Origin of the sequence: Candidatus Methylospira mobilis (assembly GCF_009498235.1) — a bacterium.
In the GTDB taxonomy this organism is placed as follows: domain Bacteria; phylum Pseudomonadota; class Gammaproteobacteria; order Methylococcales; family Methylococcaceae; genus Methylospira; species Methylospira mobilis.
This window is the reverse complement of record NZ_CP044205.1, coordinates 1,303,940-1,319,263: the sequence shown is the minus strand read 5'-3', so window position 1 is coordinate 1,319,263 and position 15,324 is coordinate 1,303,940. Positions and strand designations below refer to the sequence as shown.

12 protein-coding genes are annotated in these 15,324 nt (G+C 53.0%); 1 reads left to right on the top strand and 11 read right to left on the bottom strand.

The genetic code is table 11. From position 1 onward, the window contains the following. Positions 1 to 44: 44 nt before the first annotated feature. The 10 genes from istA to F6R98_RS05655 all read right to left on the bottom strand — a co-directional run bounded on the left by istA (position 45) and on the right by F6R98_RS05655 (position 13,219). A complete protein-coding gene (gene istA / locus F6R98_RS05700) occupies positions 45 to 908 on the bottom strand; it encodes an IS21 family transposase (RefSeq protein ID WP_228125113.1) in 864 nt (287 codons plus the stop codon). Between the two features lie 143 nt (positions 909 to 1,051). Then, on the bottom strand, positions 1,052 to 1,342 hold the full coding sequence (locus F6R98_RS05695) for an addiction module antidote protein (RefSeq protein WP_153248168.1): 291 nt from the start codon (positions 1,340 to 1,342) through the stop codon (positions 1,052 to 1,054). A 9-nt stretch (positions 1,343 to 1,351) separates the two neighbouring features. Continuing rightward, a complete protein-coding gene (locus F6R98_RS22970; RefSeq protein ID WP_455423470.1) occupies positions 1,352 to 1,492 on the bottom strand; it encodes a type II toxin-antitoxin system RelE/ParE family toxin in 141 nt (46 codons plus the stop codon). Between the two features lie 436 nt (positions 1,493 to 1,928). Beyond that, on the bottom strand, positions 1,929 to 3,035 hold the full coding sequence (locus tag F6R98_RS05685; RefSeq protein ID WP_153248167.1) for an ISAs1 family transposase: 1,107 nt from the start codon (positions 3,033 to 3,035) through the stop codon (positions 1,929 to 1,931). A gap of 259 nt (positions 3,036 to 3,294) precedes the next feature. Beyond that, complete coding sequence (gene glnA, locus F6R98_RS05680; protein ID WP_153248166.1) at positions 3,295 to 4,704, bottom strand: glutamate--ammonia ligase; 1,410 nt, start codon at positions 4,702 to 4,704, stop codon at positions 3,295 to 3,297. A 280-nt stretch (positions 4,705 to 4,984) separates the two neighbouring features. Beyond that, positions 4,985 to 5,935 (bottom strand): Nudix family hydrolase, encoded by a 951-nt coding sequence (locus F6R98_RS05675; protein ID WP_153248165.1) that lies wholly within the window; start codon positions 5,933 to 5,935, stop codon positions 4,985 to 4,987. Then, complete coding sequence (locus F6R98_RS05670) at positions 5,936 to 8,197, bottom strand: GumC family protein (RefSeq protein WP_153248164.1); 2,262 nt, start codon at positions 8,195 to 8,197, stop codon at positions 5,936 to 5,938. Between the two features lie 2 nt (positions 8,198 to 8,199). Beyond that, the gene (locus F6R98_RS05665) at positions 8,200 to 8,712 is read right to left on the bottom strand and encodes a polysaccharide biosynthesis/export family protein (protein ID WP_228125112.1); all 513 of its coding nucleotides are present in this window, start codon (positions 8,710 to 8,712) and stop codon (positions 8,200 to 8,202) included. A 135-nt stretch (positions 8,713 to 8,847) separates the two neighbouring features. Then, on the bottom strand, positions 8,848 to 11,772 hold the full coding sequence (locus F6R98_RS05660; protein WP_153248162.1) for an outer membrane beta-barrel protein: 2,925 nt from the start codon (positions 11,770 to 11,772) through the stop codon (positions 8,848 to 8,850). 46 nt (positions 11,773 to 11,818) lie between these two features. Then, a complete protein-coding gene (locus tag F6R98_RS05655; RefSeq protein WP_153248161.1) occupies positions 11,819 to 13,219 on the bottom strand; it encodes an undecaprenyl-phosphate glucose phosphotransferase in 1,401 nt (466 codons plus the stop codon). A gap of 1 nt (position 13,220) precedes the next feature. Between F6R98_RS05655 and F6R98_RS05650 the strand changes: the two genes are divergently transcribed. Further along, the gene (locus F6R98_RS05650) at positions 13,221 to 13,526 is read left to right on the top strand and encodes a hypothetical protein (protein WP_153248160.1); all 306 of its coding nucleotides are present in this window, start codon (positions 13,221 to 13,223) and stop codon (positions 13,524 to 13,526) included. A 157-nt stretch (positions 13,527 to 13,683) separates the two neighbouring features. Here the strand turns inward: F6R98_RS05650 and F6R98_RS05645 are convergent, their stop codons facing one another. After that, on the bottom strand, positions 13,684 to 15,303 hold the full coding sequence (locus F6R98_RS05645; RefSeq protein ID WP_194270159.1) for a hypothetical protein: 1,620 nt from the start codon (positions 15,301 to 15,303) through the stop codon (positions 13,684 to 13,686). Positions 15,304 to 15,324: the final 21 nt, after the last annotated feature.

Genomic DNA, 15,324 nt, shown 5'->3' with positions numbered 1-15,324 from the left:
TCTGCTGACAGTATAAATTCTGCCTTTGGAAGTGTCCGGGTTCATTAAACCATTACAGTAAGCCAAGCGTTCATGCCCGCAAAATCATCGAACTTTGGCGTCAGCGTGAACAGCCAACTGCGGATGTCACAAACCTGCTTTTCCACCTGACCTTTCTCCCAGCCCGATTCCGGCGTGCAGGCAATTGGCTCAAACAGGCAGTGATTGGCGAGTGTCAGGAAACGACGGTTAAATTGCCTATCCTTCCCGGAAAAAATGGCATCCACAACGGTCTTCAGGTTGTCGTACACCATGCGTTTCGGCACGCCGCCGAAGAAGTCAAACGCCTGATTATGCGCATCCAGCACCATCTCCTGCGTCTCGCGCGGATAGGCGATCACGAACATTTGACGGCTATACGTCAGGCGGAACTGCGCGACTTTCACCACTTGTTCGACGCCGTCAAGCACCACTGTTTCATGACTCCAATCAAATTGACAGGTTTCGCCAGGCGGGAAATACAGCGGCACAAATGCTTGCGTGACCGGCGGCGAGGAGGATTGCGCCTGCTTCCAGGCTTTCACATAGCGTCGAACCGCACAATAACCGCCGGCGTACCCTTCGGCCTGCAGGCATTCAAACAACCGTTGCGCGGTACGGCGGCGTTTCACAGGTAATCGGGCATCCGTTTCCAGCCAGCTCTTAAGCTGATCACGGAATGCGCCCAGCTTGGGGTGGGGTTGGAGCTTACGCAACGGATAAACCGGGTCATCCAGCGTTTTGAGATGTTTACGGATAGTCGGACGGGATAGCTCGAACTGTTTAGCCAGTTCGCTGACGGTCGCTTTCTCGACGAAATGCAACCGCCGAATTTCGGCAACTTGATTCACCTTTATCACTCCAGGATTCTCCGGCAGAAAGCCGGTCATTGAACAGCCTGGGGTGGAAACTTTTCAATGCCCTTTTCCCCAGGAACCTGGAAAGTTTTGCACGCCGGTTAACAGCATTGTCATCCGATTTTTTGAGAGGAGCACGATTGATGTTGAACAGCGGAGACAACATGGCAAAAGGCTCAAGCTGCTTCAGCGTGTAAATTGATACCCAACGCTTTTGCTACCTTGAGGATAGTATCGAAACTTGGACTGCGTTCGCCGGACAGTGACCGGTACAGGCTTTCGCGCGAAAGGCCGGTATCACGGGCAATCTGAGCCATGCCGCGCGCACGGGCAATATCACCAAGCGCTTTGGCTATAAAAGCCGCATCGCCGTCTGCTTCTTCAAAGCAGGCATCAAGATAAGCAGCCATTTCCTCTGAGGTTCTCAGGTGTTCTGCCACATCGTAGCGGGTGGTTACGGTTTTCATTGTGTTTTCCTACAAATTACGAGCGAGGTTTTGTGCGGTTTTAATATCGGCATCCTGTGTGCGTTTATCGCCTCCAGCCAACAGAATTACGACTTCATTACTGCGGCGCGTGAAATACACCCGGTAACCGGGGCCATAGTCGATTTTCAACTCCGAAAACTCCTTCACCAACTGGCTTCACATCTCCCGGATTACCGGCAGCCAGACGCTCAACTCTTGCTTGGACACGCGCACGCGCTCGAATGTCGCGCAGATCATCTAGCCAGCGGGCGTAGACATCGGTTTTTTTTATTTCGATCATAGCTTAATTGTAGTCAACCGGCTACATGTGTCAATTCTTTCTGAAGAAGCGGTGTGTTTCGGCCAACATGTGGTGAAGTGGATAGCCGGAGTTTCAGCTCATACCGTAATGACTGGGGGTAACAATGGGGGTAACTATATTTTAGTATATAATCAAGTTGTTGAATGTAAATATAAAAAACATTACATTCTAATGACTCTCTCGTACGAGCAAGTGCCATAAAGTCCGCAAACCCGCATCGCAGCGGTTTTTTTTGTGCCTGAGTGGTGCTGCAGGGCAATCGCGCTATGTTTTCTGTTCCCCAAAGATCAAGCGGGTACGGTAATCGTCGTTGAGCGATGCGCGAAGTTTACGACGGCGCAAGCTGTCTTTTGATGGCGCATTGTGGCGAATCACATTCATGGACATACGCCGAATCAACGCCAGATTCTCCGCCGAGTGATCCTTGCGCGCTCGGTTGGCATCCTCGCCGAATTGTACGTCCAGTACCCAATGCTGACCATTCTCGATTCCCCAATGTCCTCGTGTGATACCGGCAAAGCGTAATAAATCATTGAACGAACACAAGTAATAACGGCATTCCGTAGACGTTTTACCTCCGCACGTACGCGTTGACTCCACTCGTCCGACGGCTACCAGCCCCGCCCATTCCTGCTTTTGCTCCAACCAGTCAATATTCCCGCTCAGGCTGTAGCGCCGTATCTCAATTCGACCGTGATCTTTCTCTACCGTCTCATGCACGGGCAACGCCGCCTTCGTTGTTTCCGTCTCCAGCCATAATCGCACATCTTCGCAGAGCGTAGGATGCTTGTCCTTCAGTGCCAACACATAATCACCACCCGCTTCGGCAATCTGGCGGGCAAAGTTTTTTTGACAACCCATTGCGTCTATTGTGACGACGGCCCCTTCCCACTCCAGCATGGATAACACATCGTGAATCGCATTGATTTCATTTGATTTGTTCGCCACCGCTTGTTGAGCCAACACCAGTCTTGCCTTGGCGGCATAGGCGCTCACCAAGTGAACTGCCTTGTCTCCTTCGCGACTTCCGCGCAATGTCTTGCCATCAAGGCAAATCTGCTCGCCCGACAAGCTCGGCAGCGCCACCTGAACCCAGCGCATAAAGGCATCGGCAAAGGCTTTCCTCTCAATCCGGCCCATCACGTCACTAATCGTATCATGCGAGGGAATGCCATTCGGCAACTCCAGAAATCCGCGATACCAGCTCTCCTTTTGCGTAGCGAATTCCTCCATGCCTACCCAATCTTCAATTCCACTCAGCACTGCGCACACCACAATCATCAAAATGTCACTGAGTTTGTGGAGTTTGTTTCTGGTTTCACGGCGTGGATCGTTTAGTTCGGCAAAATACGGACGGGGATCTGGAAGCATTGGCGATTATTGGACAAAGATAAATATTTTATGTCATCAGTTGTGTCAACCGGGTAGATAGCGCGATTGCCCTGAGTGGTGCTGTTAAGTGCGTTGACATCCGGCTTGTTTAGGGCAACATTGGGGACACACGGGGGCATAACGGGGGACAATTATACCGCGATTAAGCGGGAACGTCTGAGCGTTAAAAAAACCCGCGAAGCCATAAGCAACGCGGGTTTGAGGGATGCTCCGGGATTGCCCGGAACAGGTACGGATTTTACAGGCTGTAATACATATCAAACTCAACCGGATGGGTGCTCATGCGGAAGCGGGTTACATCCTGCATTTTCAGCTCGATATATGCATCGATTGCTTCGTCGGTAAATACGCCGCCACGAGTCAGGAATTCGCGATCCGCATCCAGCGCTTCCAGTGCCTGGTCGAACGAATGGCATACGCGCGGAATCAGCTTGTCTTCCTCCGGCGGCAGGTCGTACAGATCCTTGTCCATCGCATCGCCGGGGTGGATCTTGTTCTGAATACCGTCGATACCGGCCAGCAGCATCGCGGAGAATGCCAGATACGGATTGGCGGTGGAATCAGGGAAACGCACTTCGATACGGCGCGCCTTGGGATTGGTTACGTAGGGAATGCGGATGGAAGCCGAACGATTACGGGCTGAGTACGCCAGCATGACAGGCGCTTCGAAGCCGGGAACCAGACGCTTGTAGCTGTTGGTCGAAGCGTTGCAGAACGCGTTCAAAGCCTTTGCATGCTTAATGATACCGCCGATGTAGAACAGCGCGGTTTCGGACAGCCCGCCATACAAATCGCCCGTGAAAAGGTTCTTGCCGTCTTTCGCAATTGACTGATGCACATGCATGCCGTTACCGTTATCGCCAACCAGCGGTTTCGGCATAAAGGTCAGAGTTTTGCCATAGGCGTGCGCTACGTTCTGCAGCACATATTTCAGCACCAGCACTTCGTCGGCCTTTTTAACCAGCGTATTGAACTTGGTGCCGATTTCACATTGGCCTGCGGTAGCTACTTCATGATGGTGAACCTCGACTTCCTGGTTCATTTCTTCCAACGCGTTACACATCGCCGAGCGCAAATCCTGAAACGAGTCTACCGGAGGAACCGGGAAATAACCGCCTTTCACTCCTGGACGGTGTCCGATATTCCCTTCTTCATATTCTTTGGAGGAGCTCCAGGCGCCTTCTTCTCCTTCGATATGGAAAAAGGTATGCTCCATCCTCGTACCCCAGCGTACGCCGTCAAAAACGAAAAATTCGTTTTCCGGCCCGAAGAACGCGGTGTCGGCAATACCGGTGGACTTCAGATAAGCTTCGGCGCGCTTGGCGATGGAGCGAGGATCCCGCTCATACCCCTGCATGGTCGCAGGCTCCACGATATCGCAGCGCAAGATCAGCGTGGTATCGTCGAAGAACGGATCGATAACGGCAGAAGCCGCATCCGGCATCAGTATCATATCGGATTCATTGATGCCTTTCCAACCGGCGATGGAAGAACCGTCAAACATTTTGCCTTCTTCGAAAAGGCTCTTGTCGATGGTGCTGGCCGGAACCGTGACATGCTGTTCCTTACCGCGCGTATCGGCGAAACGGAAATCGACATATCTGACGTCTTTTTCCTTGATTAACTGAAGTACATCTTTAGCTGACATGCTTGTTCTCTCCTCAAAACTATTATTAGGTTAATGTCATTAGCTTAACAGCGTTATCATACAGGAACCGTACCAAATTAAGTGGGCACTACAGGCAAAACATCGCCGGATTTACAGGGAATAATGGTAAAAACACTATAAACCAGAGTGGTTTTCAGTATATCACCCTGCTTACAAATCAGCGTATCCCGTTTTTACCGTTTCCAAACTCAATCAGGTTCCCGCAACAACAGCACCAATTTTGCGCATAACGCACTATAACAATGCAATTCTATGTATTTTATTGCGCAAAAAAACCGCGAATGGCAGCTATTCCCTGAGCGCCTTGAAACTTCGCGAAATGCAGATTTTCCGGCATCATGCCTCCTAAAGCAAATACCGGCAGACTGCATCCCTCCACCAGCGCGCTGAACCTTTCCCAACCCAACGCGGACATACCCGGATGAGTTGCCGTAGGCAGTACGGGAGACAATACCGCAAAATCGATGCCGATACGCTCGGCGTGACCGAGCTCCATACCGTTATGGCAGGATGCCGCAACCCACTTTTGCGCCCCCGTTAACAAAGGACGTTTCCCCGCCATCATCAGTTGTCTTGCCGTCAAATGCAGGCCTGCAGCTTCCGGCAAAACGCTCCCGGTATCCGCAACATCGGCCAGCAACAACGCCACGCCGTTTTCAGCGCAATAATCGACGCAACGCTCGGCCAATGCCCGGTAATCCGCACCAGTAAGCCCGGAGGCGCGCAGTCGCACCAGGCGGATGCCTTGCCCTACCAGCGCTTGCAGTTGCCGGAACAATATCTCGGGGTCGCGGGATTCGTCATCGACGAAACCATAGCGGTCAGGCAGGCGGATTGAAGTCAGTATCGGCTTATTAGCCGGTAAAAACGTATAATTATCCAGATCGGCGATGGGCGCCCAGCGCAACGTTTGTCCCTCGCAGCTTCGCGGCGTCGATATAAACCGCGCTATTCGCCAGACATGCAAAATAACGCGGCGATCCGGATAATCATATTTCAACCGGATCAGGGGAAAAGCCGGTTCGATTCCTATGCCCAACTCTTCGCGCAACTCGCGCGCCAAAGCTTCCGGCGCCGTTTCCGAGCCATCGAACTTCCCCCCCGGAAACTCCCAGTAGCCGCCCATATGACTGCCTCGCAGACGCCGGGTTATCAGAACCTCGTCTCCCTGCTGCAAAATACCGACGGCAACATGCAGATCAATACCCACTCACCCGCCCGCCTTAAGCCTGGCCCAGATACGCGCCAGTATCGACATCCGGGTTTTCTTTTCGCTGAATTGATTCAGCACCACCCCGCAAATGGTTCCTTGCGCTCTACGCAGACGCGTGATGCCTTCGCGCGCGGCCTTGAGAGAAGTAACTCCGGCCTTGACGACATAGACTATGGCGTCGACTTCATGCGACAGTATCAATGCGTCGCTCACGCGCTGAACGGCGGGCACATCGATCAAAATCACATCATACAGCGTCTTCAGCTCCTGCAATACCTCTGAAAAACGTTCGGAATCGAGTATTTCCAGTATATCGGGCGGGGTCGAGCCGGATGTCAGAACGTCCAGAATGCCGCTTTCGTAGCGTAGCCTGAACAATACCTCATCAAGAGGCAGCGAATCGACCAGCATATTAGACAAACCGATTTTTCGCTTCGGCAGCCCCAGAAACTCGGCAATTCCCGGCTCGCGCATATCGGCTTCCAACAGCAATACGCTCTGGTTTTTTATGCGGGACATCGCAAAAGCGAGATTAATCGCAACCGTGGTCTTGCCTTCCCCCCCGACGGGACTGGTCACCATAATGACCTTGTAGGGATTATCCAGACGCGCCAGCAGTATCCTGGTGCGCAAGGTGCGCACCGACTCGCAAAAGCTGGGTTGCTTATTCTCCAGGTAAGCCAATCCCGGCTTGAAGCGTTCGCTGTCCAGCAAAGGGAGGGTAGCCAGCAATGCCGCGGTCATGCGCGGCTCCAGCAGCAGCCCTTCCGTACCTTTGATTGACGTATCGAGATTCTCCAGCAAAAAAGCGCTGATCACGCCGAAAATCAGACTGCCCAGAAAGGCAAAAACGATCAACTGGGTTTTTTTGGGCTTCACCGGGCGCCGCGGCAACTCGGCGCGATCGATGAAATGTGAGTTCGCGGTTTGCAACTCCCCGGTTTCGCGCGTTTCCTTTATACGCGTAAGAAACATATCGTACAATTGCTGATTGGAAGTCACCTCGCGTTGCAACTCCTTCAATTGCGCCTGTTTACGCGAAATACTCTGAATTTCTTCCTTATTTTCGCGAATCGCGCTTTCCAGCGCCTGCTCGTTGGCGGCAACAATCTCGTACTGGTTTTTCATGCGCGACTTCAAGGCAGAGAGATGCTGCTGAATCGCATCGGTCAGGGAGGCGTTCTGCGCCGCAAGACTCTGCATTTTCGGATGAGAAGCGCCCAGCTGTTTCGAAAATTCGGAATATTGGGTCTGTACCTCCATCAGCTTGCGCTTCAGATCATTGAGTACGACGTCGCCGCCAACATCCGGTATGGACTCAATGCGCTCACCGGAAAGATTCGAAATCGAAGCCACTTGCCGATAGAAATTTTCCGCTTCCGCCCGCTGTTGACGCACCTGCACCAGTTTCTCCGTCATCGCCACCACTTCCTTGCTGGTCAGCGTATACACCCCCTCCAGATCGATCAGGTGCTCGGATTCCAAAAACGACTGCAGTCTCTGCTCGGATTGCGTCAACTGTTCCTTCAAGCCGTCAAACCGGGAGGACAACCATTCGGATGCCTTCTGCGCCTGCGCCAGTTTGCTGTTTAAATCGCCTTCAATGAAAGCCTCTGCCGACGCATTGGCAATCCGCATTGCCAGGTTCGGATCACGATCCTCAAAACCGACTTTGACGATCAATGAATTACGAACCGGATTGACGGATAGCGAGTCCTGGAACCATTGAATCACTTGCTCACCGGCTTTTTCGGAAGATCCCGGTTCATTGTTGACCGCCGGAGGTTGCGGCGCAGGCACTGGCGAGAGGAAAGGCAGCCATTTTCGCCAGCCAAACCTGCCTGGGTCCGATTTCTGTCGAAAACGCGGTAACTCGGTTAGATGTAAAGACTGAATCACTCGTTCGGCCAGCTCTCTCGATTTCAATATCTCGAACTGAGACTGCATATATTCGTGCGAATTGGTATCCTCGGAATAGAGGTTCTGCACGGAAACGATCTTTGCCTCGCGCGTCTCGATCATCAGGCTGGCCTCAGCCTGATAAATAGGGATCATTTTCAGCACGACCACCAATGCGATCAGGGTTATGGCGGAAGAAAACGATAGTATGCCGAGCCAGTAACGGCGCACCACGTTCCAGTACACAAGCAGGTCGCTGGATTCTTCGCGCGGCTGTTCCGAAGCGCGACGATCGCGGCGATCGGTTTGAAGGTCGGACGGACGTCTATCATCAGACGCGCGTCTATCGGGCGTATTCACAATTAAAAAAAGCTTTCCTCGACTACAATAATATCACCCGGGCGAACGCGGTCGCTCAAACCAATTTCCCTGGGTTCATGATCGGGATCGTCTTCGTGTATAACCAGAAGGTCACGGCGAGCGGCGCGCTCGGTGAAGCCTCCGGCCAAAGTCACCGCCATGTAGGCCGTCAACGCGGGCTGGTAGGGATACCCGCCGGGACGCACGACTTCCCCGGTAACGAAAAACGGACGGTATTTGACTATGCGCACATTGACCTGCGGGTTCACCAGATAACCTTGACTCAAGCGGCCCTGCAGGTAGGCCTCCAATTTGCTGGCGGTCATCTGCTTTACATAGATCTCGCCGAGAAAAGGGAATGAAATAGTGCCGGCATCGCTTAGAATAAAGTCCAGCGATAAGTCGGGCGATCCCACCACCAATATCTTGATCTCGTCTCCCGGCCCCAGTTTGTACTCTGAAATAGCCGATGGGGCCGCCTGCTCCGGCGCTGCAAACGAGGATGAAAAAAGCATTAAACCCGCGAAAATCCCCAAAAAGAAGCGAACCATAAACCACCTTAGTATTATCGTCGTCAAATTAAAAACATCCATGAAAGGACAGGTCTCAGGCCGGAAATCCGATGGCAAATCGATACCTCCCTGCTCCGATCATGGCGGCGTAAGCATTACATTCAACATAATTACATTCTGATCCCCTGTCCATACCGACTGGGATGAGTCGCGCTTGGTGTACATATAGGATGCCCCAACGCGCAACCAGCGATGCATTTGATAATTTACCTCGGCTCCATAGGTTTGAAGATTGTTTACCAAGGCGGGGGTGGTTCCTACGTAAGTCTGACTGCCAATATCGAAAGACAGCTTGCTTTCGATACGCGGGGTCCAGGCGTGATGCCAATCCACATGCGTATTTTTGACGTCCATTGCCGTGCTGCCCAGCGACCAGGATGGCAACAGATTCTGGCTACTGTAAAGACTGAACCCCGAATACCGGAAAGGCTCCCAGTCCACGCCGACATGCCAGGTCATCGCCGAAACATTCGTCGCCCAGGGAGAGGACGCGCTGGTTGCCGCTGTCGGGTTCACAAACTCTTTCTGCACATAGCCCAGCTTGATGGTTCCCGTCGTTTTGGCGGTACCTCTCCAGGTAACGCCCAGCAAATAGTTCCTGAAATTGCTGTCCAGGTTCGGCGTACCCGCTGGAGGGTTATAAGGATAATGCGAATGAATATTGTTAAACTCCGCCAGCAGTTTGGTTTTGGGTTGAATCCGGTAGTAAAAGGTGATTCCTGTCGTCGTGTCGTTACGGCTCAACGGCTGATACAGGTCGGGATAATTATCATAACGCATTTCCTTATAGCCCAGCCTGAACTCGAGATTACCCCTGGCGGTCAAAGCGCCATAGGTATATTTGGCCGACGCGCTCCTGTCGTGAAACTGTATCGGCGCCTGGAAAGCAAAAACCCCCTGGGAAGAGAACGCAACCGACTGCTGAGGGTATTGACCGAACATATTGTGCGCCCAGGACATGTCGCCGGTAAGATCCAGCTTGTGGCGCGCTCCGAAATCGAACCAGTTGCGAGTTTCCAGAAAACGATCGAGATAATCATTGATAGTGCTGTCCGGGTAACTGTTCTGCTTGACGGACCCTCCCAGGCTGTACACATTGCGTCCGCTCTCCAGAAGCAGCTTCACCGACGGCTGTACGAATATTTGCCAGGAACCGGCGGGCTGGTTATCAAGGTAAAGATTATTGTTGTAACCAGCCCCCATCTGCAGACTTCCGACGGCATCGAACGGTCCCAGGTGGACTGCAGCGCGTTTTTCCCTCTGCAAAATGACAGCTCTTTCCGATATCGTCGTCTTGATGCCGGAAGAAGGCGGCGGAACCCAATCTTTGGAAACCGCGCCGTCCCCGGTTTCGGCCCACCGCGCGACGGTAACTGGCGGCGACTCGCTGCCGGCCGCGTGCGTAGCGTCGGCAGGGAAACCGGTAGAAACCGGCGGAGCCGAAGCGCCGGACTCCCCGGTCGGCGGTGGTACAACAGGAACCGGCTCAGAATCCGCCGCTGCGGTGGGCGGTGCGGGAGACAGAGACGGAAAATCCGCAGTTAACGCCCCCTCCCCTGGTAGCGCTGATTTTTTCGAACCCAACCAGTCTCTCGCTTTGAAAACAAAATCTCCGGAAAGAAAATACGACGAAAAATCGAATAAACCCGCGCTTCCGTCGATGGCGGACAGGACGGTCAATATCGCTTTACGATCCTGCTCCATCAAAACGCGGGCGCCGCCCAGCAGACGATAAAACGGCGTATCGGGAGAAACAGCTGATCCTGCTTCCGACCCGGCGCCTTCTTCATCGCTGCGGCGGCGGTTATTGTTCGGACGCTGTTCGATAACGTAGTCGGTTGAGGCGACACTGTTACGGGCGATAAAAAAAGCCATGCACAGCATCAGAAAAAGTGTGGCTGCAGCCGAGCACAAACTTACAATAATCACATCGCGCAACCGCGGATACGCCTGATTTTTCGTGACCGGTTGAGGCGACGGCGATAAGCCTGCTTTCCGTGCTTCATCCACTTGGCGCCGGTTGTTGTCTGCCAATGCGCGGACCATCTCTTCCAGCTGTTGAAGACGGATAGTCAGCTCGCTGGCGCTGGTTTCGGCGCGGCCCTGTACATCATCCTGCAGATCCGCTGCGTCACGGCTGCTCGCCACAACCTGCTCGCTTTCAGGAGGCGGAAAGACTCCGCTACGGTTGTATTCTCGAACATCCGGGCAATCTGCCTGCGGTTCACGGAAGGTTTTCAACCGTGTTATTTCTTCAAACTGTCTGTTCAGGTTTTCGATCCGCGCCTGCTCTACCTCCATCCGTTCCTGGCGTGTTTTAGCTGCTGCTTCGCTTTTCCGTTCGATTTCCAGCCTGAGCGCTTCCACGCGCTTTTGTAATTCCGCGCACTCAGCCTGAGTGCCTGCATGCGTTAGAATCTCCTCTGTAGCGGCGGCTTCCCATTTTTTGGAGCGTTCCACCGCCGCCCTGGCGCTTTCTTCCGCCTTTACCTTCAATTCGGCAAGGAGGGACTTTTCCGTCGTTAGTATCTCAAGCCGATGGCCGCAGTCGTCGAGCGCATTACCTAAATCCGAAACGGTATCCCGCAATTGTTCAATGCGGACGGTGAGAACGCCGATTCGCTCCCTGAGGTTGCGCTGCCCGGAAAGCGCACCGTCTATGCGCAGCCCGATTTGATCCGCATCCGTGGCGTTTTCCGGAAGCTCCGTGGCAGAGAGACGCGATTGCACAGGTACGTTTGCCGCCGTTCTGTTTCTGGTTGCCTCAATCAGCTTTTTAATGCCGGCTTCAATTTTCGCCAGTCCCGGTTCGGTTCCAGATTGCACGGACGCAGGCTCAACCACCTCGTTTATGACCACGGACGAACCTGACGCTTTCACGCTGCCGGCATCCGGTGCGGGCGCGCTTGCCTGATTTTTGGGTAAAATGCTCCTGTTTCCCAAGACGGGATGCTCACCTCTGGTTATCAAATCAGACAGCTTCAGCCAGTCGTACTCACGCATGGAGACATACAATAATTATCCAAGCGGTATAACCGCATGTGATGCTTCAATACACATTTTTTCCAGTCCAGCCGCGGAAGGCCGTCCAGAATACTATTTTCATATCTCGCCAGAATGACCAGTTTCTCATGTAATAAATATCAAACTCCACACGCCTTTGCATTTTATCCAACGTTTCGGTTCTTCCGCGGCAACCGTTGATCTGCGCCCAACCCGTTATGCCGGGCTTGACCTTGTGCCGGGACATATAGCGCATGATTTCCTTACTGTAATAGTCGTTGTGCTCCACAGCATGAGGACGAGGCCCTACCACCGACATATCCCCCATCAACACGTTAATAAACTGCGGTAATTCATCCAGGCTGGTATTACGCAAAAAACGTCCCACCGTGGTCATGCGCGGGTCGTTCCGGCTAGCCTGAGTAACCGCCCCGGATTCCTTATGAAGCGTCATGGTGCGAAACTTCAAACAGGTAAAAGGTTTGCCACCGATGCCATGCCGTAATTGCTTGAATAAAACCGGACCTGGCGAGCTGAACCTGACCACGAGAGCGATTACCAGTAGCAACGGACTGAGCGTCAGCAAAACCGCCATTGAAAACAGGTAATCAAATATTGCTTTATGAAGTATGCCGTCGCTATCCATAGCCGCAGAGTTTAGCTCAAAGGAAACGGCCCCGGCACGCAGTGCAAACTTTTGCGTCACATATTTCGGCATTCCTGGAAACCAGCATAATACCGCCGCCGTATTCTCCAGGCGGGTTATCACCTCATCCCAATTATATGGCTGTTCCGCATCCGGCATCAGCCAGACTTCCCGTACGTGGTGCTTGTATATGAATACTTCGAATTGCTCCAGTGTCTGAAGCATGCGTGCTCCCGGCATGAGGTGCATATGCGCGTCTGCAAACCCGCACAGCACCGCTTCGATGCGATAGCCGGTATCCGGATTTCTCATGACCTCTTGAACAAGCGTTGACGCCGTCCTTCCGCAACCCAAAATCGCAATGCGGCGCAACTTGCCGTTGTGCCTGAGTACTCCATGTCTCCAGCGGCCCGTTCGGCTTTCCACTGTGAGTATCAGCACCCGCAGCAGACTGCTCATCAGAAAAACAAGCAGGAGCGTGATTCCAACCCACCCGCGCGACAGGCCATGCGACTGATGTATCATATAAACGAAAATAATGCCGCAACCCGCAGTTGCAATGGCGCCGATCAGGATCCGGCTATAGATTACAAAAACTCCCTCATCGTACCAGCCCGACCGATACTGACCGGAAACGGGGCTAGCAAGCCAGCTCATGACCGGACAAACATACGCCATAGTCTGGTAAATATTGCCATAGGCATTGAGATGAGCGTCATGGAGCAAACTACCGAAATACAGCAGGGCTGCCAGCTCTCCCGCCAACAGCCAAACCAGGGCGTCGGCAAACCTGAGCATCATTGTGTATAATCTAGTCAAAGCCCACCTTGAAATTTATATTACTTTTTCACAAGCAATTACTTCAACTGTCGCTCAGGTATATCTGAAGAAAACAAGGTTTCAGGTAACGCAACGCTTCATTGATCAAGTTTCCCGAATGCCGTTTTTCTTCGGCATTTCGGCTCATGAATACTGTCTGATTGCAGAACGAAACGATTCTAATGCCAATGCAAAGCATTTCCAAATAGATTCCAAGATTGTATTGCGCGGCAAGCTCATCTGCGAGGCGTTTTACCCGAGTGACACAGTGTCCGCAGGTAATACCTGATCGGCGGGACGCGGCTGTGTATAGACATCTCCATCCGCTCGCCTTCCGCTTATTTCGATCAGCTTGTCAGGCCGCCTTCAATTTGCGTCAATTCCTTGCTCACCAGGGGCCGGATGAAGATTTTCATCGCCTGGAAACGCTGAGGCGGCATAAGAGGTTACGGCTTCACCCAGAAATTTTCACTGACGACCGCCGCCCCGAGCGTGTCGTTGGCGCTGACGGCTGCGGGTTTCTGTTTTATAGAACCGTTATCCAGATCACGCGGCTGCGATTTATGATCACCTGCATCGGGAAACGCTTGCCCCTGCCGAACATTGAGCGCACCAGGCTGAAGCTTGCCAAACAGATCGCCGAGGGGCCGTATAAATGTAGCCCCGTCCCTGGCGGCAATGGATAAACCTGCCATCAGGAAAACCGCGATCGCCACAGTGCCGACACCTGCCGCTACGGAGACGCGCTTGCGCTGAACGGCATTGTTGCCGGCGCCGACCTGGTTTTCATCCATGGCCTCCGCGCCGGAGTTGGCGGCACTCCCGGCAGGCCGGCTTTCAGCGTGAGCGCCGGTCATGCTTAATTCCGCCAGCTTGCGTACATTGAACTCCAGAGTTTCGGCGCGGCCGGCCGTACCCTCGCCTTCTTCAGGACGGCGATCCCATCTAATGGACCCGTTATCGGATATTGCCGAGAACTCCTCTACCTTGTTCTGCCAGGCTTTTGCTATCCGCTTCCTGGGGGAATACAGGACCGGGTCATTCGGTCTTTCCCCCAGATCGCAGGTGGGCCGGTATTTATTGAGGTCCTGATTATTTTTGATATTTTGTCCGGCGACTTCCTGATTTTTTCCGGGCTGATTAACTTGATCCGGCGCCTGGGGAAACGCCAGGCTAATCGATTCTTTTTTTTTATACGCGTTATCCAGGATATTGACTTTTAAAACGGGAGAAGCGTCTGCTTTGAACAAGTCAGTGTTCCCCAGGGGTAAATGGTGAGAAAAAGCCAATGAATTGTTGGCCGGGGCCGGCTCGTGAAGAACCGTACTCCTGGAAGTTTTCTGCTCTTCGCCAACCATGCCTGTCTTTTCAGCCGCGGGTACGGGCCGGGACGCATCGGTATTCGACTCGCAGCCGTCTATACTTATATCCTTGATCCGGAAAACGGTTTTCCGGCTGTAATATTCGAGTTCCTTCTTCAGTCGTTCGATCTGTACGCTTGCTGCCTGCTCCTGTTCATCCAGTTCGCGCTGCAATGCCTCGTCGTACCGTTCGACATCGCATTCAAGCTGCTCAACTTCCGTCAATAACGAATCCCGATTCATGGCGGTAACGGCATGCGCGCTTATTTCTTCGGTCGCCGCACGCTGCCATGCATCGCTGGTTTCCAGCGCGTCGCGCGCGCTTTCTTCAGCAATTTTAAAACTTTCGTCCCATTGCACCTTTTCAGCCGTCAGCGCTGCAATCTGCTCGTCCCTCTCTGCAATCTGCAAGCTCAATTCCCTGATACGTGCTTCCAGCACATCCACTTCCTTGCTCAGCGCGTCGTTTTTTTCTTTTAATTGGTCTCGGATTGCTTCTTCGCGCCGTGCTTGCCTTAAAAGCCGCTGTTTCGCGGCCAGCGCTTCGCTGCTTTGGGTCCCGGTAGCTTTTTCAGGTAAGACATGCCCCCGTCCGGCAACGATTTTCTGCGACGCATGGGGGGTGTTGATCAGCGAAACCGCGCGCTTATTAGCCTCCTCGCGGAGTTTTTTTATTTTCGATTCTATCTCGGAAATATCCGACATCATCGTCCCTATATAATGATT